This window comes from Ruegeria sp. L11, from assembly GCF_056531755.1.
In genome coordinates, this window is the sequence record NZ_JBQFMI010000006.1 from 1 (window position 1) to 20772 (window position 20772).

24 protein-coding genes are annotated in these 20772 nt (G+C 59.5%); 14 read left to right on the forward strand and 10 right to left on the reverse strand.

The window, feature by feature from the left end:
• A partial coding sequence (locus ACR0CE_RS12225) for an EF-Tu C-terminal domain-related protein (RefSeq protein ID WP_480492742.1) occupies window positions 1–428 on the forward strand: 428 nt, incomplete at its 5' end.
• A gap of 248 nt (window positions 429–676) precedes the next feature.
• On the opposite strand, the gene rpe is transcribed toward ACR0CE_RS12225, so the two are convergent.
• Complete coding sequence (gene rpe, locus ACR0CE_RS12230) at window positions 677–1366, reverse strand: ribulose-phosphate 3-epimerase (RefSeq protein WP_209598264.1); 690 nt, start codon at window positions 1364–1366, stop codon at window positions 677–679.
• A 162-nt stretch (window positions 1367–1528) separates the two neighbouring features.
• On the opposite strand from rpe, the gene phnC reads away from it, so the two are divergent.
• The 4 genes from phnC to phnE (ACR0CE_RS12250) all read left to right on the forward strand — a co-directional run bounded on the left by phnC (window position 1529) and on the right by phnE (ACR0CE_RS12250) (window position 5632).
• On the forward strand, window positions 1529–2350 hold the full coding sequence (gene phnC, locus ACR0CE_RS12235) for a phosphonate ABC transporter ATP-binding protein (RefSeq protein ID WP_267365713.1): 822 nt from the start codon (window positions 1529–1531) through the stop codon (window positions 2348–2350).
• A gap of 67 nt (window positions 2351–2417) precedes the next feature.
• Window positions 2418–3320 (forward strand): phosphonate ABC transporter substrate-binding protein, encoded by a 903-nt coding sequence (phnD, locus tag ACR0CE_RS12240; protein WP_480832647.1) that lies wholly within the window; start codon window positions 2418–2420, stop codon window positions 3318–3320.
• Window positions 3321–3386: 66 nt separating this feature from the next.
• Window positions 3387–4268: a phosphonate ABC transporter, permease protein PhnE gene (gene phnE, locus ACR0CE_RS12245; protein WP_480832648.1), complete on the forward strand. Its 882-nt coding sequence runs from the start codon at window positions 3387–3389 to the stop codon at window positions 4266–4268.
• On the forward strand, window positions 4265–5632 hold the full coding sequence (gene phnE, locus ACR0CE_RS12250) for a phosphonate ABC transporter, permease protein PhnE (protein ID WP_480832650.1): 1368 nt from the start codon (window positions 4265–4267) through the stop codon (window positions 5630–5632). The genes phnE (ACR0CE_RS12245) and phnE (ACR0CE_RS12250) overlap by 4 nt, the downstream gene beginning before the upstream one ends.
• A 199-nt stretch (window positions 5633–5831) precedes the next feature.
• On the opposite strand, the gene phnF is transcribed toward phnE (ACR0CE_RS12250), so the two are convergent.
• Entirely contained in the window at window positions 5832–6542 is a 711-nt protein-coding gene (gene phnF / locus ACR0CE_RS12255) for a phosphonate metabolism transcriptional regulator PhnF (RefSeq protein WP_480484067.1), read from the reverse strand.
• Window positions 6543–6645: 103 nt separating this feature from the next.
• Here phnF and phnG point away from each other — a divergent pair, with 103 nt between their 5' ends.
• From phnG to phnN, 8 genes are read left to right on the forward strand one after another with little or no spacing between them, the layout of a single operon-like run.
• Window positions 6646–7104: a phosphonate C-P lyase system protein PhnG gene (gene phnG, locus ACR0CE_RS12260; RefSeq protein ID WP_480832653.1), complete on the forward strand. Its 459-nt coding sequence runs from the start codon at window positions 6646–6648 to the stop codon at window positions 7102–7104.
• Window positions 7104–7679 (forward strand): phosphonate C-P lyase system protein PhnH, encoded by a 576-nt coding sequence (phnH, locus tag ACR0CE_RS12265; RefSeq protein WP_480559831.1) that lies wholly within the window; start codon window positions 7104–7106, stop codon window positions 7677–7679. Before phnG ends, phnH begins: the two co-directional genes overlap by 1 nt.
• Before the next feature lie 3 nt (window positions 7680–7682).
• On the forward strand, window positions 7683–8774 hold the full coding sequence (locus tag ACR0CE_RS12270) for a carbon-phosphorus lyase complex subunit (protein ID WP_480538658.1): 1092 nt from the start codon (window positions 7683–7685) through the stop codon (window positions 8772–8774).
• Window positions 8771–9367: an HAD family hydrolase gene (locus ACR0CE_RS12275; protein ID WP_480484063.1), complete on the forward strand. Its 597-nt coding sequence runs from the start codon at window positions 8771–8773 to the stop codon at window positions 9365–9367. The genes ACR0CE_RS12270 and ACR0CE_RS12275 overlap by 4 nt, the downstream gene beginning before the upstream one ends.
• Window positions 9364–10224 carry an alpha-D-ribose 1-methylphosphonate 5-phosphate C-P-lyase PhnJ gene (locus ACR0CE_RS12280; RefSeq protein ID WP_480832655.1) on the forward strand — a complete coding sequence of 287 codons (861 nt, stop codon included), beginning with the start codon at window positions 9364–9366 and terminating at the stop codon, window positions 10222–10224. The genes ACR0CE_RS12275 and ACR0CE_RS12280 overlap by 4 nt, the downstream gene beginning before the upstream one ends.
• Complete coding sequence (phnK, locus tag ACR0CE_RS12285; protein WP_480832657.1) at window positions 10221–10991, forward strand: phosphonate C-P lyase system protein PhnK; 771 nt, start codon at window positions 10221–10223, stop codon at window positions 10989–10991. Before ACR0CE_RS12280 ends, phnK begins: the two co-directional genes overlap by 4 nt.
• 22 nt (window positions 10992–11013) lie before the next feature.
• The gene (gene phnL / locus ACR0CE_RS12290; protein ID WP_480832659.1) at window positions 11014–11697 is read left to right on the forward strand and encodes a phosphonate C-P lyase system protein PhnL; all 684 of its coding nucleotides are present in this window, start codon (window positions 11014–11016) and stop codon (window positions 11695–11697) included.
• Window positions 11694–12242 carry a phosphonate metabolism protein/1,5-bisphosphokinase (PRPP-forming) PhnN gene (gene phnN, locus ACR0CE_RS12295; protein WP_480832661.1) on the forward strand — a complete coding sequence of 183 codons (549 nt, stop codon included), beginning with the start codon at window positions 11694–11696 and terminating at the stop codon, window positions 12240–12242. The genes phnL and phnN overlap by 4 nt, the downstream gene beginning before the upstream one ends.
• On the opposite strand, the gene ACR0CE_RS12300 is transcribed toward phnN, so the two are convergent.
• The gene (locus ACR0CE_RS12300; RefSeq protein ID WP_480832663.1) at window positions 12224–12907 is read right to left on the reverse strand and encodes a DUF1045 domain-containing protein; all 684 of its coding nucleotides are present in this window, start codon (window positions 12905–12907) and stop codon (window positions 12224–12226) included. The two genes, phnN and ACR0CE_RS12300, sit on opposite strands and share 19 nt — an antisense overlap.
• Before the next feature lie 52 nt (window positions 12908–12959).
• On the opposite strand from ACR0CE_RS12300, the gene ACR0CE_RS12305 reads away from it, so the two are divergent.
• A complete protein-coding gene (locus ACR0CE_RS12305; protein WP_480832665.1) occupies window positions 12960–14102 on the forward strand; it encodes an alpha-D-ribose 1-methylphosphonate 5-triphosphate diphosphatase in 1143 nt (380 codons plus the stop codon).
• On the opposite strand, the gene ACR0CE_RS12310 is transcribed toward ACR0CE_RS12305, so the two are convergent.
• Genes ACR0CE_RS12310 through ACR0CE_RS12340 form a run of 7 tightly spaced genes read right to left on the reverse strand, consistent with a single transcriptional unit; the run spans window position 14103 to window position 20596 of the window.
• On the reverse strand, window positions 14103–14579 hold the full coding sequence (locus ACR0CE_RS12310) for a class I SAM-dependent methyltransferase (protein WP_480832667.1): 477 nt from the start codon (window positions 14577–14579) through the stop codon (window positions 14103–14105). It lies immediately after the preceding gene.
• A gap of 10 nt (window positions 14580–14589) precedes the next feature.
• On the reverse strand, window positions 14590–15345 hold the full coding sequence (locus tag ACR0CE_RS12315; RefSeq protein WP_480832669.1) for a polysaccharide deacetylase family protein: 756 nt from the start codon (window positions 15343–15345) through the stop codon (window positions 14590–14592).
• Window positions 15342–16484 (reverse strand): glycosyltransferase family protein, encoded by a 1143-nt coding sequence (locus tag ACR0CE_RS12320; protein ID WP_480832671.1) that lies wholly within the window; start codon window positions 16482–16484, stop codon window positions 15342–15344. Before ACR0CE_RS12320 ends, ACR0CE_RS12315 begins: the two co-directional genes overlap by 4 nt.
• Window positions 16481–17065, reverse strand: coding sequence for a histidine phosphatase family protein (locus ACR0CE_RS12325; protein ID WP_480559813.1), 585 nt, complete (start codon window positions 17063–17065; stop codon window positions 16481–16483). Before ACR0CE_RS12325 ends, ACR0CE_RS12320 begins: the two co-directional genes overlap by 4 nt.
• Complete coding sequence (locus tag ACR0CE_RS12330; RefSeq protein WP_480832673.1) at window positions 17062–18138, reverse strand: glycosyltransferase family 4 protein; 1077 nt, start codon at window positions 18136–18138, stop codon at window positions 17062–17064. The genes ACR0CE_RS12325 and ACR0CE_RS12330 overlap by 4 nt, the downstream gene beginning before the upstream one ends.
• Window positions 18138–19385, reverse strand: coding sequence for a glycosyltransferase family 4 protein (locus ACR0CE_RS12335; RefSeq protein WP_480832675.1), 1248 nt, complete (start codon window positions 19383–19385; stop codon window positions 18138–18140). The genes ACR0CE_RS12330 and ACR0CE_RS12335 overlap by 1 nt, the downstream gene beginning before the upstream one ends.
• Complete coding sequence (locus ACR0CE_RS12340; RefSeq protein ID WP_480484051.1) at window positions 19382–20596, reverse strand: glycosyltransferase family protein; 1215 nt, start codon at window positions 20594–20596, stop codon at window positions 19382–19384. Before ACR0CE_RS12340 ends, ACR0CE_RS12335 begins: the two co-directional genes overlap by 4 nt.
• Window positions 20597–20772: the final 176 nt, after the last annotated feature.

The following is a 20772-nucleotide window of genomic DNA, read 5'->3' on the forward strand; positions in this document are numbered from 1 at the left end:
AAACCACCTGCACCGGCGTTGAAATGTTCCGCAAGCTGCTGGACCGCGGTGAAGCGGGCGACAACATCGGCGCCCTGCTGCGTGGTGTGGATCGTGACGGCGTTGAGCGTGGCCAGGTTCTGTGTAAGCCGGGTTCGGTGACACCGCACACCAAGTTCGAAGCCGAAGCTTACATCCTGACCAAGGAAGAAGGCGGCCGTCACACCCCGTTCTTCGCGAACTACCGTCCGCAGTTCTACTTCCGGACCACTGACGTGACCGGCACCGTGACCTTGGCCGAAGGCACCGAGATGGTCATGCCCGGCGACAACGTGTCGTTTGGCGTTGAGCTGATCGCCCCGATCGCGATGGAAAACGGCCTGCGTTTCGCCATCCGCGAAGGCGGCCGCACCGTCGGCGCCGGCGTCGTGTCGAAAATCGTAGAATAATTCGTAGGCCGGGCTTCAGCCCGGCACATCGGTGAACAAACGAAGGCCGCTCCAAACCGGGGCGGCCTTTTTCTTTGTACTTGTATCGAAGACTGTCGACCTACCCGTAGGCCGGGCTTCAGCCGGCACGTCTGTGATCCAAATGAAAGCCGCAACAAGAATGTCAAGGCGGGGCGCATCCCGCACGAAGAGTTCAACGAAATTCAGTTTTGCGGATAAAGCCAACTATGCAGTCGCGAGTTGGCAGATCAGCCCAACCCGCCTTCAGCTGCGGCCCGTACGGCCCGAATATTCTCGCCGTAAACCTCGGGCCGATCAACTGATCCGCCTTTGAACACGGCAGACCCGGCCACCAGCACATCAGCCCCCGCTGCGGCAACAAGGGGCGCTGTCTGGGGATCAACACCGCCGTCGATCTCGATATGCACGGGGCGGTCACCAATCATCTGGCGCAATTTGCGGATCTTGCCAGTCATGTCGATGAACTTCTGGCCGCCAAAGCCGGGGTTCACGGTCATGACGCAGACCAGATCGGTGAGGTCCAGCAGATGTTCGACCGCCTCAGCCGGGGTGCCCGGGTTCAGGGCCACGCCTGCCTTCATGCCCGCGGCGCGGATCGCCTGCAGCGTGCGGTGGGTGTGGGCCCCTGCCTCGACATGCGCGGTCAGAATGTCGGCGCCTGCATCAGCGTAGGCCTGGATGTATGGATCGACCGGCGTGATCATCAGGTGCACGTCCATGACCGTCTTTACATGCGGGCGGAACGCTTTGACGGCTGGCGGGCCAAAGGTCAGGTTCGGGACGAAATGGCCATCCATTACGTCAACATGGACCCAATCCGCGCCCTGCGCTTCGATGGCCTGAATTTCTTGCCCGAAATTGGCAAAGTCGGCGGACAGAATGGACGGCGCGATCTTGATGGTGCGGTCAAAGCTCATATTGGCCTCGTATCAGCTGAAGAGTCGCGGATGCGTATACCCGTGAGGCGGGTCGATGGATACCCCCGCACGTGTCGTGCCGTTACAAAACTTTCACTACGCTGACACATATCCGTTGAACGGCATCTGTAGCAGTCCGCCAACATGAATTGGGGGTGGCACGTGCTGCGTATCAAGAAACTGACCAAACGCTTTGGTGACAATGTTGCCGTGAATGCCGCGACGCTGGATGTGGACAAGCCATGCATGATCGGGATCATCGGACGGTCGGGCGCGGGCAAGTCCACCCTGCTGCGGATGATTAACCGCCTGACGGATGCCAGCGAAGGCGAAATCCTGTTTGAAGGCCGGGACATCACCCAACTGAAAGGCCGTGACAAACGCGCCTGGCAGGCCGATTGTGCGATGATTTTCCAACAGTTCAACCTGGTGCCGCGCATGGATGTGGTTTCGAACGTGCTGCATGGCACGCTCAACCGTCATTCGACGCTGGCCGCTATGTTCAACCTGTTCCCGATGGATGAAATTCACCGTGCCATCGACATCCTGGACCGGTTGGGGATTGCGGAACACGCTCCGAAACGGGCCGAGGCCTTGTCGGGCGGCCAGCAACAGCGCGTGGCGATTGCGCGGGCTCTGATGCAGGACCCGAGGATTATTCTGGCGGATGAACCAATTGCCTCGCTGGACCCGATGAATGCACAGGTGGTGATGCAGGCGCTGCGCCGCATCCACGAAGAAGATGGCCGCACTGTCATCGCCAACCTGCACACACTGGACACAGCACGTCGCTATTGCGACCGCGTGGTTGGGATGCGCGACGGGCGCATCGTGTTCGATGGGCTGCCCGAGCAACTGACCACGGGCGTTGCCCGCGAAATCTATGGTGCCGATGCCAGCTTTTCGGAAGAAGCGACATCAACGGAAATCGAAACGCTCGACGCCACGCGAAAGGCGCTGATGGAAGCAGAAGCAACCATCTGAGCCGTCCCAACCCCTTTCATCGCCCGGCCCGATGAGAGGCCGGGGTTATCAAACTGGAGAGAGACAGATGAAAAAACTGATTGCTGCCTTGGTCACAACCACAACACTGGCCGCACCGGTCATGGCCGAAGAAATCAGCGAATTCCGCATCGGCATTCTAGGTGGCGAGAACGCTCAGGACCGGATGAGCAAAAACGAGTGTCTGCGCGAATACACCGAAGAACTTTTGGGCGTTCCGACCAAATTGTTTGCCCCTGCCGACTATAACGGAGTGATACAGGGGCTGCTGGGCGGCACGATTGATGTCGCCTGGCTGGGTGCGTCGGGCTATGCCAAAACCTATCTGAGCGACCCCGAAGCGGTTGAGCCGGTACTGGTCAAGGTGAACACCGATGGCGGCTACGGCTATTACTCGGTTGGATTTGCACGCAAGGACAGCGGCATCACCTCGCTTGAGGACATGAAGGGAAAGGTTTTTGGTTTTGGCGACCCGAATTCGACCTCGGGTTATCTGATCCCGTCGATCGAGATTCCCCAGGCCACCGGAGCAACCATGGAATCGGGTGACTATTTTGCTGAGGTGAAATTCACGGGCGGTCACGAGCAGACCATCGTTGCGGTGAACAACGGTGACGTTGATGGCGGTGTGACCTGGGCTGATGGTCTCGGCGAGTGGGAAGACGGCTATCAGTCGGGCGCGCTGCGCCGCGCTGTGGATGCTGGTCTGGTCGACATGAACGATCTGGTCGAGATCTGGAAATCGGCACCGATCCCGGAAGGTCCGGTTGTACTGCGCAAGGCTCTGCCCGAGGATGTCAAAGCTCAGGTTACCGAATTGTGGAACACGCTGGATGAAAAAGACCGCGAATGTTTCTATGGTGTGGCTGCGGGTGAAGCCAAGAGCTTTGATCCTATCAAGCATGAGGCCTACGAGGTCATCATCGAAGCGCGCAAGCTGAAGTCCAACTAAAACTGCATATCCAATGATCGGGGTCTGGTGATGTACCGGACCCCGTTTTCCCTTCAGGAGCATTCCATGACAGACCTTACCGCAGGGTCCTTATCCGTCGATCAGATACGCAACGACTATACAGCGATGACACGAAGCAAGCGGGTCTATGGCGGCATCCTCCTGATCCTGTTCCTGTCGTTGATGGCAGCAGGGTTTCGCACAGCCGACAACCGGAATGCCGGCAGCTTTGTCGATGGTTGGCACCGTATTCTTGATTACCCCACAGAGGTTCTGTCCGAGGCGGGGGAAAAGATTGCCGAAATGCCAACCAATCTGGTCTCGTTCTTCCCGGCTCTGGTCGAGACAATCAACATCGCTGCGGCAGCGACGCTTGTCGGCACAATTGTCGGGACGATTTTCGCCCTGATGTCGACACGCGGCATGGCGCTGTGGCCGTCATTTATCCCGCTGTTTCGCCGAATATCAGACATCTGCCGCGCCATTCCCGAGATCGTGATTGCGTTGGTTCTGATCTTCATTCTGGGCGGTGGCCCGGTTCCCGCGATGATCGCTATTGCGATTCACACAGCTGGCGCATTGGGCAAACTGTTTTCTGAAGTGAACGAGAATGCCTCGCTGAAACCGGTGGAAGGGCTGCATTCCGTCGGTGCCAACTGGTCACAGCGGATGTATCTGGGGGTGATCCCGCAGGTCGGGCCGAACTATGTCAGCTACGCGCTGCTGCGGTTCGAGATCAATATCCGTGCCTCGGCCATTCTTGGATTTGTTGGGGCGGGCGGTTTGGGTTACGAGCTGCGCAATGCCATGTCCTGGGGGCAGGGGCGTTATGACGAAGCCGCGGCCATCTTCATTCTTCTGTTCGTTACAATCGTGGTCGTCGACCAGCTGTCAGGCTACCTGCGCGACCGTCTGACCCACGGCTCGGAAAAAGGAGCTTTGGCATGAGCACCTTCGCAACCAATTTGACTGTTGATGACCTCAAAGCCGAAGCAGATCGCTTGTTCAACCGCAAAAGGTTGATGAATTTCGGGTTGCCTGCTCTGGTTTTCGTTTATCTGGTCTATGTCTTCTTTGCTTTTGACGTGTCGGGCCTTGTGGGGCGCGCAAACTGGGCAAATGGCAAGACGCTGGTGGCTGACAGCTATAGCTACAAAACGCATATCGCCCGGGATAATCGCACCGGTGAAGTCTCTGCCGCCATCGAGGGTGAGCGCAAAGGGGCATATCCTGAAGGGCAGGCCCCGGAGTGGGTGGCACTGGGCGAGACAACTGTGATCGACCTTGAAAAGGGCCATGTCGTGCGTTTCGGTGCGCAGACGGTGGAATATGACATTCCCGGCTATGGCACCATTCGCGCAACACCCACGCGTTCGGCCGGTGTACAGGCGGAGTTGCCGGAGGGCGAGGTTCCGGAGTGGATCAACGTCTCTAAAAACCGGCTGTCTGTGACCACGGACGCAGGTCGTTTGACTGTCACCCGCAACCGGTCCGAGGTGTTTCGCTATTTCACAGGTTGGGAATTGTTCTGGTTCACGCTGGACAGCCCTTATTTCGGCAAGTCCTTCCCGGAACTGGCCGGGCTCGCGGCGTCGGGCGAGGCGGGTGCGATCTTTAATGATTTTTGGACCAACAAGATGTGGCGCCATCAGGATGTGGCCTGGGCCATCTTCGAGACGATCCTGATGGCATTTCTGGGCACGTTTGGCGCGGCGATTGTGGCCCTGCCACTGGCCTTTCTTGCGACGCGCAATTTCAACCGGATGAGATCCATCCGCTTTGCGACACGGCGTACATTCGACTTTGTGCGCGGCGTAGACGCGTTGATCTGGACTGTGGTTCTGGCCCGCGCCTTTGGCCCCGGCCCGTTGACCGGTGGGCTTGCCATTCTGGTGACGGACACCGGGACATTCGGCAAGATATTCTCGGAAGCGTTGGAAAACGTGGATCAGAAGCAGATCGAAGGTGTGCAGTCCACGGGTGCGAACGCCCCGCAACGGTATCGGTTCGGCGTTATCCCTCAGGTCACGCCTGTTTTGCTGAGCCAGCTTTTGTACTTTCTCGAATCCAACACCCGCAGTGCGACGGTGATCGGTGCAATCACGGGGGGCGGTATTGGCTTGCTGCTGACGCAAGCAATCATCACGCAGAAAGACTGGGAAGAGGTCGCCTACTACATCATCCTGATCATTCTGATGGTGATGCTGATGGATTGGTTTTCGGGCTGGCTGCGCCGCCGTCTGATCCAGGGCGAGTCGGGTAAAAAGCGCAGGCCGCGCACACCCGATCCCAAACCGTTCCTGTTGCCCTGAACCGGGATTGGAAGGACAAGAAAACAGCGCGGTTCAGTGCGGCGCAACCGTTTGAAAAAGTGTCACAGAGCTTTTGCATGACCGTTCATCCGATTGCCGGATAACGTCGGCCCAAAGGCAGTTTATCCGGATTTCGCGCCACGCCCAACGGGATGAGACCTCCGGCAGGAGGTCGAGATCGAGCGGCAGGGATAGTGGTTTACTCTTCGTTCAGCGTCAGCGTGACACGCTCACCAGCAAAGACGGTTCGGCCATATTCGACGGGTGCGCCGTCCGGGTCCGCGTTGACACCGACCGAAAACAGCACCGGAGCACCTTCGGTCAGTTGCAGATGAAGGGCTTGCGTTGCTGTCGCGCCGCGCGCGGTCAATCGGGTCGAGATGCGGGTGTAATCCGCGATGCCGCAACGTTGCAGGGCTTTTGTTACTGACTGGGTCTCGGTCAGCGCCTGTAACAGGTTTGGAAAGCGTTCTGCCGGGAAGACACTTTGAAAAACGGCTATGGGCTGCCCATCCGCCAGCGATAACCCGTCATAGACATGCACCGGGTTCCCTTTGCTCAGACCCAGTGCTTCGGCCTCGGCTTCATCTGCCGCCCGTGTGGTCAGGGCCAGGATTTTCTTTCCCGGTATCTTGCCGCTGGCCGAGACGTTCTTGTGATATCGAACCCTTTTGCCAATCGGATAGTCGGTTGGCCGCGCCGCCACAAAAACGCCCGCACCGCGCCGGGCATGAACCAGACCTTGTTCCGACATGTCAGCCAACGCGCGCCGCACTGTGTGGCGGTTGACACCGTATTTGGCGGCCAGCTGCGCTTCGGTCGGCAGGCGGTCGCTGGTTTGATACCGCCCTTCGGCAATGTCCGAGGTCAGGCGCAGGGCAATGCTTTTCCAGATCGGCGTTTTGCTCATGTCACCAAATCTTCACACAGTTGGAGATTGCGTGTTGCGCACACGCAGGTTAATATTTGTCTAGTTGTATAGTTCAAATAGACAACCCGGCCAAGAGGCTTTGATGACAGATCAGACAGAAATCGCGACCGGGGCGCGCAGGGATTGGATGGGTTTGCTGGCCCGTGCACCTGACGACACCCTGATGACCTTGTGGGACGGGATTGAGACCCGCCCGAGCTTTGACTGGCTGCGCCGCCCCGAGGTCGGGAGCGTGATGTTGCGTGGTCGCACCGGCGGCACCGGAGCACCGTTCAATCTGGGCGAAATGACGGTCACGCGCTGTTCTGTGGTGTTGCAGGATGGAACGGTTGGTCACGGTTATGTTCAGGGTAGATCGAAACCCAAGGCCGAAGCCGCAGCATTGATTGATGCGATGATGCAGACCGGGGCAGCAGATGAGGTGCAGGCGCGGCTGCTCGACCCGCTTCAGCAGCAAATGCAGGCGGTCAAAAGCACACGCGCGGCCAAGGCAGCGGCCACCAAGGTTGAGTTTTTCACGCTGGTTCGGGGGGAAGATTGATGGCCGCGCAAACACAGTTTTCCGGGGGCTTTGAAAACGCACCTGTCGATGCTGCACATGCGTTCCGCGCTGCGATGACCGTCATGGCATGCCCGGGCGACATACGTGTGCTATCGGGCGGCGAACCTCCAGCGCCCCTGTCCGTGGCGGCCGGTACACTGCTGCTGACGCTGTGCGACCCCGAGACCAGGGTTCACCTGGCCGGAGGCACCGATACCGCCGCAATCCGCAATTGGCTGACATTCCACACGGGCGCCCCGCTCGTATCCGCAGCAAAGGCTGATTTTGCCGTTGGCACGTGGGAGGCATTGGGACCGCTTAACGCCTATCGCATCGGAACGCCGGAATACCCGGATCGTTCTGCGACCCTGATTGTGGAATGCGACCGGCTAGAGCAGAGCGGTGCCATTCTGAGCGGCCCCGGCATCAAAAAGACCGCGCGCCTGTCTCTGCCGGGTATCCCGGCGCTTCAGGGGAATGCGATGCTCTATCCTCTGGGGTGCGATTTCTTTTTTACCTGCGGCAACAGGGTTGCGGCCCTGCCACGCAGCACGCAGATCACGTCGGAGGCGTAAGCGATGTATGTTGCTGTCAAAGGGGGTGAAAAAGCCATCGAGAACGCCCACGCCTGGCTGGCCGAAGAACGCCGGGGCGCGACCGATGTGGCAGAACTGAGCCTTGCACAGATCCGCGAACAGCTAAGCCTTGCAGTGAACCGGGTCATGGCGGAAGGCTCGCTTTATGACCCCGACCTGGCTGCGCTGGCGATAAAGCAGGCGCGGGGCGATCTGATTGAGGCGATCTTTCTGATCCGCGCCTATCGCACCACGCTGCCGCGTTTTGGCCATTCCAATCCGGTCGAAACAGGTGAGATGGCCTGCGACCGTCGGATTTCGGCCACGTTCAAAGATGCACCCGGTGGGCAGGTTCTGGGGCCGACGTTCGACTATACCCATCGTTTGCTGGATTTCAAACTGGCCGCGGATGGTGATGTCCCGAAAGTTCCGGAAGGTTCAGCGCGGCAGGAACCGACGCCGCATATCACTGAATTCCTGAAAGACGAGGGCCTCATTCAGGACGAGCCGACAAGTGATGACAACCCCGGCGACCTGACGCGCGAACCGATGGAATTCCCCGCCAATCGCCCGTTGCGCCTGCAATCGCTGACACGCGGGGATGAGGGTTTCGTGCTGGGCATGGCTTATTCCACCCAGCGCGGTTACGCGCGCAACCACGCGTTTGTGGGTGAATTGCGGATCGGCAAGGTTGCTGTTGAAATGGACATCCCCGAGTTGGGTTTTGCCATAGATATCGGCGAGGTCGAACTGACCGAGTGTGAGACGGTGAACCAGTTCAAGGGTTCAAAAACCGAGCCGCCTCAGTTCACGCGCGGTTATGGTCTGGTCTTTGGTCAATCCGAACGAAAAGCCATCGCGATGGCCTTGGTTGATCGCGCGCTGCGGTGGAAGGAACTGGGCGAAGACAATCTGGGCGCGCCTGCGCAGGATGAAGAATTTGTTCTGAGCCACGCGGACAACATTCAGGCGACCGGTTTTCTCGAACACATCAAGCTGCCGCATTACGTGGATTTCCAGTCCGAGCTTGAACTGGTCCGCAAACTGCGCCGCGAGGCTGACGCGCGGATCACGTCAAAGGAGGCTGCGGAATGAAGGCTGTCGTTTTTGATATCGGCAACGTTTTGATCCAGTGGGATCCGCATTTGGCATGGCTGGATGAGATGGGTAGCCGCGAGGCGGTGGCAGAGTTTCTCACTCGTATCGATTTCCCCGAACGTAATCTGCGGGCCGATGGCGGTGAGGATTTCGCTGATCTGGCTGCTGAACTGGAAGATGCTGACGACCAGCGACGTCTGAGTTCTTATGTTGAGCGCTATGCCATGACCGTCCCACACAAGATCGAGGGAACTTGGCGATTGCTCCATCGTTTGAAAGAACAGGGCACCCCGGTTCATGCGATCACCAACTGGTCAGCGGAAACATGGCCTGTTGGTGTTGGTGTGCATCCTGAGCTGGGCGAGGTCTTTGGCGTGACCGTAGTGTCAGGTCAGGAAAAGCTTTTGAAACCGCAGCCCGAGATTTTCCGTCGGATGTGCGACCGGGCCGATCTTTCCCCTCAGAACTGTATCTTTGTCGATGATAGCCCAAGAAACGTGGATGGAGCCCGCGCCGTTGGCATGGACGCCATACATTTTACCAGCCCTCAGGCCTTTGAAGTAGCCTTAACTGCGCGGGGACTGCTATGAGCGCGTACAACTTTGCATATTTGGACGAACAAACCAAACGGATGATCCGCAGGGCCATCCTGAAGGGCCTGGCTATTCCAGGGTATCAGGTGCCCTTTGCCAGCCGTGAAATGCCGATGCCTTATGGCTGGGGCACCGGAGGGGTGCAGGTCTCGGCCGCGACGCTGACGCCTGAGGATACGCTCAAGGTCATCGATCAGGGTGCGGATGACACGACCAACGCAGTGTCGATCCGCAAGTTCTTTGAAAAGACCGCAGGTGTGGAGACGACCGAGGAAACCGAGAAGGCGACGGTGATCCAGACCCGCCATCGCATCCCCGAGGCGAAGCTGCGCGAAGATCAGATTATCGTTTATCAGGTGCCGATTCCGGAACCTCTGCGCTTCCTCGAACCGCGTGAGACCGAGACACGCAAGATGCACAGCCTTGAAGAATATGGGCTGATGCATGTGAAGCTATATGAGGATATCAGCCAGCACGGAGCGATTTCGACCGCTTACGCCTATCCGGTGAAAGTGTCTGGCCGCTATGTGATGGACCCGTCCCCGATCCCGAAATTCGACAACCCGAAGCTTGAAATGGATGCAATCCAGCTGTTCGGAGCGGGGCGCGAGCAGCGCATTTACGCAGTGCCGCCACATACCAGGGTCGTGAGCCTCGATTTCGAGGATTACCCGTTCGAGGCCACCAAGGCCGATCATCCCTGTGACCTGTGCGGGGCCGAGGACAGCTATCTGGATGAAGTCATTATGGATGATGCGGGCAACCGAATGTTTGTCTGTTCGGACACTGATTATTGCCGGTCGCGCCGCGAAGCGGGCCATGTGGGCCGCTTGGCCGGAGAGGACGCAGCATGACCCCCCTGTTGCAGGTCAAGGGCATCGAAAAGCTCTATGGAGCGCGGATCGGATGCACGGATGTGACTTTTGATCTCTACCCCGGAGAGGTGATGGGAATTGTCGGCGAAAGTGGCTCGGGCAAGTCGACCCTGCTGAATTGTTTGGCGGGTCATCTGGTGCCCGATGCGGGGCAGGTGATCTTTGACACGCGCGCGAACGGGCCGGTGGATACGGTGACCATGTCGGAGCCCGAACGCCGGATGTTGAGCCGTACCGACTGGGCCTTTGTGCATCAGCATGCACGTGACGGGCTGCGGATGTCAGTTAGTGCCGGAGGCAATATTGGTGAACGGCTGATGGCCGTGGGCGAGCGCCACTATGGTGACATCCGAGACAAGGCCATTGACTGGCTGGGCCGGGTCGAGATCGAGGCGGCGCGCGTTGATGACCGGCCCACCGCGTTTTCGGGCGGGATGCAGCAACGTTTGCAGATCGCCCGTAATCTGGTGACTGGCCCGCGACTGGTGTTCATGGACGAACCGACCGGGGGGCTGGATGTCTCGGTTCAGGCGCGATTACTGGACCTCTTGCGCGGCTTGGTGCGTGAAATGGGGCTGAGCGCGATCATCGTGACCCATGATCTTGCTGTGGTGCGTCTGTTGGCCGACCGCTTGATGGTGATGAAGGATGGTCATGTGGTTGAGGCCGGGCTGACCGATCAGGTGCTGGATGATCCTCAACACGCCTATACGCAGCTGCTTGTGTCCAGCGTTCTGCAGGTTTGAGTATTTGGGAAAAGGTGAAGCAATGATTGAACTGATCAATGTGAGCAAAAGCTTTACCCTGCACAATCAGGGCGGTGCCGTTATCCCGGTGATGGAAGGCGCGTCGTTGAGGGTTGAACCGGGTGAGTGCGTTGCTTTGACCGGGGCGTCTGGCGCGGGCAAGTCCACGCTGATGCGCGTGATTTATGGCAACTACCTGGCGGCCTCTGGTCAGGTGCTGGTTGGAGGTCTGGACGTGGCAAAAGCCGAGCCGCGCCAGATCTTGACCCTCCGCCGGGAAACGCTGGGCTATGTCAGTCAATTCCTGCGGGTCGTGCCGCGTGTGCCGACGCTGGACGTTGTGGCAGAGCCTTTGCTGGCCGTGGGTTGCGACAGAATTGAGGCGCTGGAGAAATCCGCCGAGTTACTGAAGCGGCTGAACATTCCTGAGCGCTTGTGGACCCTGAGCCCCACAACCTTTTCGGGCGGCGAACAGCAGCGGGTGAACATTGCGCGTGGCTTTGCGCATGACTACCCGGCGATGTTGCTGGACGAACCGACGGCAAGTCTGGATGTGCAGAACCGCGAAACCGTGTTGTCGCTGATTGAAGAGGCAAAAGGACGTGGCGCGGCGATTGTCGGGATATTCCACGACCTCGATGCCCGTGAGCGCGTCTGTGACCGCGAAGTCAATGTCGCTGACTTCACGCCGGGACTGGCGGCATGACACTTGCCCCTGTCATAGCGATTGTTGGCCCCTCGGGCGTTGGCAAAGACAGCGTCATGGAAGCGTTGGAGGCACAGGTGCCTGGCGTCCGGCGGGTGCGAAGGGTGATCACCCGCCCCGCAGGCGAAGAAGGCGAGGATTTTGACCGGATTTCGGTTGCAGAATTCCAGCAGATGGAACAGGCAGGCGCTTTTGCCCTCAGCTGGCCTGCGCACGGACTGTTCTACGGTATCCCGGACGAGATTTTGCGACAGCGTCAGGGGGCGATTGCGGTTCTGGTCAATCTTTCCCGTGGGATTCTTTTGCAGGCGCAGAAGGTGTTTGAAGATCTGATTGTGATCTCTCTGACAGCGGATGCCGGGATTTTGGCGAGGCGCCTGTCCGCGCGGGGACGGGAAAGCACAGACGAGCAGGTGCGGCGGTTGTGTCGCGCCAACGCGAAGTTGCCGGATGGTCTGAACCGGGTCATCGAAGTCGACAATTCCGGCACGCTGGAAGACACGGTCGCCGAAATCCTGCGCCGTCTTCAACCGGAAAGCGCGTAGCGATGGATCAGGTGAAACCTCCCATCTTCGGCTTCGCCCACCAGGGCAAGATCAGTGATCTGGAAGGGCTGTGGCAGCAAAGGGTTCAGATGGGTTTGCAGTGCTTCTTGGGTTGCCCTGAGGGTTGGTTTGTCCAGTTTTCCGCTCAGCGTGATGTGGAATCGAAACGCGTCCAGCACGTAGGGATAGCCCCATTGGATCAGATTGTCGTCCTGTTCGGGGGTCAGCCCGGCGGTGCGGCGGCGCGTCAGTTCGGCCTGAGTGGCAGGTGCGCGAAACCGGTCGAGGTCGCGAACACAGGCCGCGGCCAGCGCATTCAGCGCCTGCGTTTCACCCAGCGGGCGCAGCGCCAGAAACCGGCCAAGGCGAGCAATTTCCAGGCCGTCGAGAGTGACGGGCTGCTGGCGCGCAGCCAGCGCAATGCACGCCTGGTGCAATGCGTCAAAGGTCAGGCCAACGCGCAACCGGAACGGCGGTTTCAGGGTCGCGTGCAGCCCGTATTTGCGCGGCACCTCAGTGATGGTCGCAATGTCGATGCCACCCATGATCGGATGCGCGACCTGCATTCCTTTTGCCATGTCCCAGCCCAACCAACTGGTCGCAATTTCCGTCCAGGCCACCTCGGCGGGTGGCGCAAAATAGATCGCGTATCGCGTGAATGTCACATTGGCCTCCTATTAAGTGGCCTTCCAATACCTCAGATTGCGTGAAGTTCAGATGACAGAAGACTTGATCCTTGCCAATGCCACGCTTGTGTTGCCGAATGAAACCGTCACCGGCTGTGTTCGGATTGTGGGTGACACCATCATCGAAATTGATACCGGGCGTGCAGTTCCTGCAGGTGCGATAGATTGCGAAGGCGACTATGTCAGCCCCGGTCTTGTCGAGTTGCACACGGATAATCTTGAACGCCATATTCAGCCGCGCCCCAATGTGCATTGGCCCCATGCCGCCGCCATTCTGGCCCATGACGCGGAACTGGCCAGCGTGGGGATCACAAGTGTGTTCGATGCGATGCGGGTTGGTTCAATCCCCTCCGGTGCAGGACGGTACGGAAAATATGCCCGCGGCCTGTCGCGGGAGTTGTGGGATCTGCGCGAGCAGGATGCGCTCAAGATCAGCCATTTCCTGCATTTGCGGGCAGAGGTGTGTTCCGAGACACTGATCGAAGAACTGGACGAGTTTGGACCCGAGGACAGGGTTGGCCTTGTGTCCATCATGGATCACACCCCCGGTCAGCGTCAGTTTCGCGACATGGGCAAGCTGGAATCCTTTCTGAAGGGCAAATATGCCATGGACGATGATACGTTCTTTCAGCATGTAGCTCAGCTGAAAAGCCTACGGGACCGCAACGGTGATGTGCACGAGGTCGAAACCGTCAAGGCCGCGCGCCGATTTGGGGCCGTGCTTGCCAGTCATGACGATACGACCGAAGATCAGGTGAAGATCTCGGCAGGTCACGGCATTCGGCTGGCTGAGTTCCCCACAACGGTGGAAGCTGCGCGAGCGTGTCATGATCACGGTATCAAGGTCATGATGGGCGCGCCAAACGTTGTTCGCGGTGGCTCTCATTCCGGTAATGTTGCGGCCAGCGAATTGGCCGAGCTTGGGCACCTGGACGTGATGTCCTCGGATTACGTGCCGTCGGCCTTGTTATTGTCTGCGGTCATGCTGGGTGAAATGTGGGGCGATATGGCGCGTGGAATGAAGACCGTCACATTGGCCCCGGCGCAGGCCGCCGGGCTTGAGGATCGTGGCGAGTTGCGCGCCAATGCCCGCGCCGATGTTATCCGTTTCCGGATGCGCGCAGGTGTGCCAGCCCTCAACTCGGTTTGGGCGCGAGGTCGCCGTGTGGCGTAATCAGGCCGTATAGAACAGGTAACGGTCCGGTGCGATCGTCTCGGGCCCTTTGATCTGGTTGAAGCCGACAAGGGGCTGGCCGGATATCAACAACCCTCCGGGCCGCATGACCTGCGCGATCAACGGGCTGAGGCGTGCGGCCTCGGCCACATCTTCGTGTTTGATGCCACGTCCGAAATCATAATGAGCCAATGCGATCCTGTGCCCCTCGACCATCAGCCTCCGCAGCATGGGTTCAGCTTCGCCTTGCAGGAAATCTTCGGCCGGTGGCGTGCTGTCAGGATGGCATTGCAGCACACGATCCATCACCCAGATCCGGCGGTTCGGCAGGATCTCTCGCAGGTGGTCATAGGTGCGACCATTGCCTAGCCCCATATCCAGCACGTCGCCAGTTTGGTCACTGATCTGTTCGGCTGCCCAGTTCAGCCCGTCGCGCTGAGCCGTCAATCGGCGCAGCATGGAATCCAGTCGGCTCATGACGATGTCCTCATTCGTTCTTCGGTGCGACCCAGGGTGTGGCAGGACCGGCCAGCAGATGTTTCAGCAACGCCTCGGTAAAGGCCCAGATGTCCTGATCATGGACCAGGTGATGGGTCAATACTCCAAAAGGCTCGGCGTTGTCTGCGCGGCCTTCGCGCCTGTCCCGCAGGAGGTTAACTGTCTGAGCGATCAGGTGGTCCGGAGAGATCAGACCGCGTGAACCCCGCCAGCCAATCGGGTCAAGATGTGTGTTGACCTGCTCAAGCCCCGCAGCCGCCATTTTCGTTCTGCGGGGCGTTGCCGTGGAAAGAATGCGGTATCCCAGTGACGGAAGATGTTCGATGACTTCTGGTGCAATGCGGTTCCACGGAGGGACAAACATCGGCCGCACGGTTTTGCCGAACAAGGCGTCAAGGCGTGACAGTCCTGCCGCGGCATCGGCAACAACCTCGTCCAACGGACGGTTGAGGCGAAACTCGGCTTTCTTCTCACTGGCGGGCGCATGGTTCTTGTGGGACCACCCGTGGACCACAGGGATGAGAGTTTCGCCGCGCGTAACATAGTCGGCCAGCGCAGGGGTTGCCGCGTGGGGAATGACGGCCAGATGTACCGGCAGGCCCAACTGCGCGGCCAGATCGGACAGCCGGTCCAACTGTGGTGTCAGGTCGATCGCGTCATCGTCTCGCCACCACAGCGGCAACGTCAGGCTCGCTGCATGCCAATGGGTCAGTTCGATCTCAAGTGGGTGCCAGTCCGGGTTCATTTACGCCGCTCCAGCAGGTGCTTGGCGATCTCCACCGTTTGGGCCGCGCCATCAAATCCGAAATCCTGCTGTGCGCGGGGTCCATCTGAAATGACGCGTTCTACGGCCTGCGCCATCGCTTGCCCGCTCAGGGTTCGGCTGAGAAGCACCTCGATGGCTGGCAAACTCGAAAGGCTTTGCCCTCGCAGCCCCTGTTCAACCTCCTTGCCATCATCGAACGGGACAAAAACAGCGGGTGTTCCGCTTTGCAGAATATCCATGGCGGTGTTGTAGCCGCACATGCTGACCGATGCAGCCGCATGGGGCAGCATCTGGCGAAAATCCGGGCGCACGGGTTCCAGAATTGCCGAGGTTCCATCAGCCATTTGGGACAGCTCGGCTATTCTCGCCTTGGCATCCGTCCCGCCGACCAGCAGGCGCCAGCACCTGTTGGGCATCTGGCGGGCGGCCTCGATGGCCGCGCGAAAGATCGGTTGCCCCACAGAACCGCCGCCGGCACTGACAAGGATTTCGCCCTGCCCAACGGCATCAGGATGCGGTTGAGGCAGTTCCGGCGCAACAAAGCCGGTATAATGCAACCGTTCCGCCAATCGGTCAGACACCGGCCAACTGACCGAAAGCGGTGTGACACTTTCGGTCGAGTGAACAAGAATGCCGTCAAAAAAGCGGGTGACGATATCTTCTGTCCGCTGGGCCTTGGCAGGTTTGGAAGGCGGGGCCAGAATATCCCGGATCGATCCCAGGATGATCGGAGGCCGAGGCAGGACCCGTGCCGCATTCAGGGCCGCGTCGAACTCCGCTGCCAGCGACCGGCGACCAAAGGGGTAAAGCTCGGTTACCAGGATTTGCGGCTGAAAGCTGTTTACCGCCTGCACCATGGCTGTCACACGCGCGCGCTGATAATCCGCGTCAGCCTCGACGCCGCTTTCAGTCAGAAGCCGGGTGAAATTGGTTCCATCTGATCTGAGTGGCGGCAAACCGAACAGGGTTAGCCCGCTGCTGTCCAGTTGAGGCGCAGGCATCCCGCCCGAGACGACCATGACTTGGTGGCCGTCATCCCGGAACGCCCGGCCCAACGTCAGGGCCCGGCTTAGATGCCCTGTTCCCAAAAGGTGCGTGACAACGATCATCACCTTCATGGCATCGGCCCATGTTTGATCAGGCGAACGGGGTCCGGGTCTGCGGTCATTGTGTCCATATCAACGATATACAGCCGATTGCGCTTGATCTTGAAGGGGGCGGGACCATCAAAATCCCAACCCCACGCCTGGGCGAGAATGACCCGCATGATGCCAATATGGCAGACCGCGACTGTATCCTGTCGCAGTCCGGACACCCAGGGGCGCAGCCTGGTCCAAACCTCGGCAGGGCTTTCACCGTGAGGCGGGCGAAATTCCCAGCTCCAGTCTTCGATATGGCGATACCCGCTGGTTTCATCGGCGATCAGGTCGACACCTCGAAGCCCCTCCCAGTCGCCCCAATTCATTTCAATCAGCGCGTCCGAGGTTTTCGTTGCGCGCCCAGACACGATCCGCGCCGTTTCACTGGCGCGCAGCAACGGGCTGGACCAGATATCAGCGGCGGCCCATGGGTCAGGCAAGCGATACCCGGCCAGTTCAGACCGCGCGTCGTCATCCAGTGGAATATCACTGCGCCCCTGAATGCGCCCTGCGCGGTTCCAGTGGGTATGCCCGTGGCGAAGCAGTGCAAGACGGGTCATGATACATCCTTCAACAAGGGCCGTAGATGCGCCCACAATCGCTCGGTCGCCTGAGGCATAAGATGGCGCCGTGCCACATAGCTGCGCGCATTCGCCCCAAGCGCACGGCGCTGCGCAGTATCCTCCAACAGGTTTTGCATGTGATCAGCAAGCCCTTTGGCCCCAGCATCAACCGATGGGTAAACCGCAGGTGCCAGCACATCCCGAACGCCGGGGCGGTCCTGTGCGATCACGGGCAGGCCTGTCGCCTGCGCCTCGAGATAGACCATCCCATAGGCTTCGTTCACGCCCGGCCAGACAAGCAGGGATGCGTGTTGGTAGATTTTCTGCAAGGCCGCCCGGTCGAGCTGGCCCAGAAAGTGCACGCGGCTTCCGAACGGCACCATCAACGCTTCAACATCCGGCCGCGCCGGACCGTCCCCCGCGATGTTCAGGTTCCAGTCACATGTCAGGTGCGAAAGGGCTTCGGCCAAAATCCGGTAGGACGCCAGCTTGTCCCCATGCCGCATCATTCCGACAGTCAGCATGGGGCCGTCCCCGGTCGTTGCCACAGGCAACACGGCTTCAGGCAGAAATGGCGGCAATTCAACCAGTGCCTGCTTGCCAAAACGGTCCCGTTCCAACGTAATCAGGTCATTGGCTGTGTGGTAGAAAATGATATCCGCTGCATCACACGCCTGATGCGCCGCTTGGGCGAAATCGGCCCACGGCCCGTTCAGCCTGCTTGATGCGCGCGTACTTTCCAATTGCACATACGGAATGCCGCGCGCCCGGCAGATCTTGGGGCCCAGCAGGTCGGGTGCTTTGTAGTAATTGTGATAAGTCACCCAAAGATCTGTATCAAAGGGCAACTCGGCGTTCAGCCGCTGTGCTTCATTCTCAGCCGCGCGAACAAGGGTTTGCTGTAGGTCCCGGTCCGCGTTCTTGTCATAGATGCGCAGGTCCGAGGCCAGTTCGACCTTATCCCCTTGCGCCGCCAAGGCGAGCATCAGGTTTCGCGCCATTTCGCGGTCGCCTGAGGGTTTCTGGCTGCCGGGGGATTTCATTGGCGCATAAAACGCAACCCGCGCCATTACGCGTCTTCCATGCTCAGGGTTTTCAGCCGTGCCGACAGCCGTGCAATACCAGGGTCCATTCGAAAATCTGCAATCAGACGGTCATAGGCTGCACGCGCCATAGTTGCTGCCGTTTCCGGATCAGCGGCCAGAGCTGAAATGGCCGAAGCCAATGCAGCCGGGTCGTCATCAGACAATACGCCATGCGTTCCGGATTGGATGAATTCCGGGATGGCCGAAACCGGTGTCGACAGGATCGGCAATAGCTGGGACGCGGCTTCCATCAACACGTTCGGCAATCCGTCACGATCCCCGTCCGCAGCAATACGGCTGGGCAGGACAAACAGGTCGGCCCTGCGCATGGCTTCGATCACCTCCGGCTGATCGCAGGCCCCCCTCCAGGTGATGCGGTTCGCGATACCAGCAGCGCGCGCCTGCGCCCGTAGCGTGTCCCCAAGACCCCCGCCGCCAATGTGGGTCCAATGCCAGTTCAGGTTTTCCGGCAGCAGTGTGAAGGCCGCAATAAGACGGTCAAAGCCCTTCTTTTCAACCAGTCGTCCAACGGAAATCATGTGAAACGGATCGCCAGCGGCGCGTATCCTGCGTTTTGGCGGTTCGGGGAAGCGCGACAGGTCCAGACCGTGATAGATAAGCTCCACGCGGTTGGGGTCATCAGCTAGGCTGCGCAGGTGTTCCGCGCCGATTGCCGTGCAGGTGGCCCCGAAAGCGGCCCCATACGTTGCGGCCTGCAGCTTTTCACGCTTTTCCCAATCCGGTGAGGTCCAGATATCCTTGGCATGGGCAGAAAAGCTCCATGGCAGACCGCGCATGATGGCCGCATATCGGGCGACCGACGAGGGGGTGTGCATGAAATGGGCATAGAGCCCCTGCGTCTGGGCGGGTAACTCGGCGGCCAGAACACATGCTTGCCCGAACCGGCGGATGCGGTTCGGCGTCGGGTCGCGGCGCAGGTCGTGCCGCCAGATCTTGTAGGCTTCGGCATAGCCGGGCAGGGCTTGGGCGGCAGCGCGGGCCGCCCACACCCGCTGTGGCTCTTCATGCAGGTATTCTGGCAGATAGCGAACCTGCCCCGAGAAGCGGTCGTGCAAAGGGTGACGTTTGGTGTCGGTTGGATGGCGCAGGGACCAGATGTCAAATCGGTGCCCGGCTTCCTGCAAGGCAACAAGTTCCTGCGCGATAAATGTTTCGGACAGTCGCGGCCAGCCTTTGACCACAACCGCCAGATTGGGAGAGGCCGAGTTCATCCAGTGGCTCGTTTCTGTTCCCGTGTCAGCAGGCTGTCAATGCGGTCGGTGACATAGTCCAAACCATCCAGCAATCCGCTTTGGATGGCCTGCGACGGCACTGATTGGTGCGGCAGGTTGCGGATGGCACGGATCATTGCGTCAGGTGTCAGGCTGTCGCGTTGTTCGTCCAGCATCTTGACCAGCCCCAGCTCTTCTGCGCGTGAGGCCCGTATCCACTGTTCCAGACGGGGTGTGGTGCGTGGAACGATGACGGCCCGTTTGTCAAAGGACAGGACCTCGCAAAACGTGTTGTAGCCGCCCATGCAGACCACGCCTTCGGCCCCGGCAAACAGCGTTTCGATCTGCGATTCAAACCCAACCGCAGTTACACGACCATTCAATGCGGCAACCCGTGCTTCGAAATCGTTGCGCAATTCACCCGACAGGAACGGGCCATAGACCAGCACAGCACGCGGCGACAGGTCTGGATCTTTCTCGTAGGCGGACAAGACCAGGTTGACCAGTGCCTTGCCATCGCCACCGCCACCGGGTGTGATCAGGATATAAGGTTGCTGAGGCGGTTCACCGACCGGGCCGAGGTCGCGGCGCAGATATCCCGTCCAGTGAATGCGGGATCGCGCTGACGCGCTTAGCGGCAAGCCTTGCGTCGGGTCGTAGATCGATTGCGATCCGTAAACCCAGATCTCATGATAGAACCGCTCGGTCGCCTCGATGGCTTCTTTGCGCGCCCATTCGGCGGCCAGCACTTCGGGTTCGTCCAGCACATCACGCAGGCCCAAAACCAGTTTCGTTCCGCAATGGCGTTCGAGGTATTTCAGTGTCGGCAACAGCTCACCCCGGAACCCTGTCGGTTCCTTGTCGACGACCAACACATCGGGGTCGAATTGCTGAACCGCAGTCTGGATCAATCCCGCGCGCAATTCGGTTACTTCGTCGATCCCCATTCCGATTGTGCGCGCGGCATACGATCCGTCCGCGCGCTTGGTCACACCGGGCAGGCGCACATGGTCAACGCGGCGGGGAAAGGTAAAACGGCCTGCCACGGGCGAACCCGTCAGGATCAGCGCCGAGGCGCTTGGATCCGCCTGCGTGATTGCCGCAGCCAAGGCGCGGGACCGGCGCAAATGCCCCAGACCGAACGTGTCGTGGCTGTAAAACAGGATACGCGGCGCGCGGTCCGGTTTAGAATTGGTTGTGCCAAGGCTCATAGTGTTGCCCGTCTTCTTGATCCCAGAGCGAAATCCGCGCGTTCGCAAGCGTTACTGTATATTTCAATCCCACGCTTGCCAAAGGCGGATTTGCGCACTTGCAAATGTTTCAAGCATTGCGATTTGGCAACAGCGTATTGACTGTTTCGCGACATATCGCACCACCGCCAGACAAG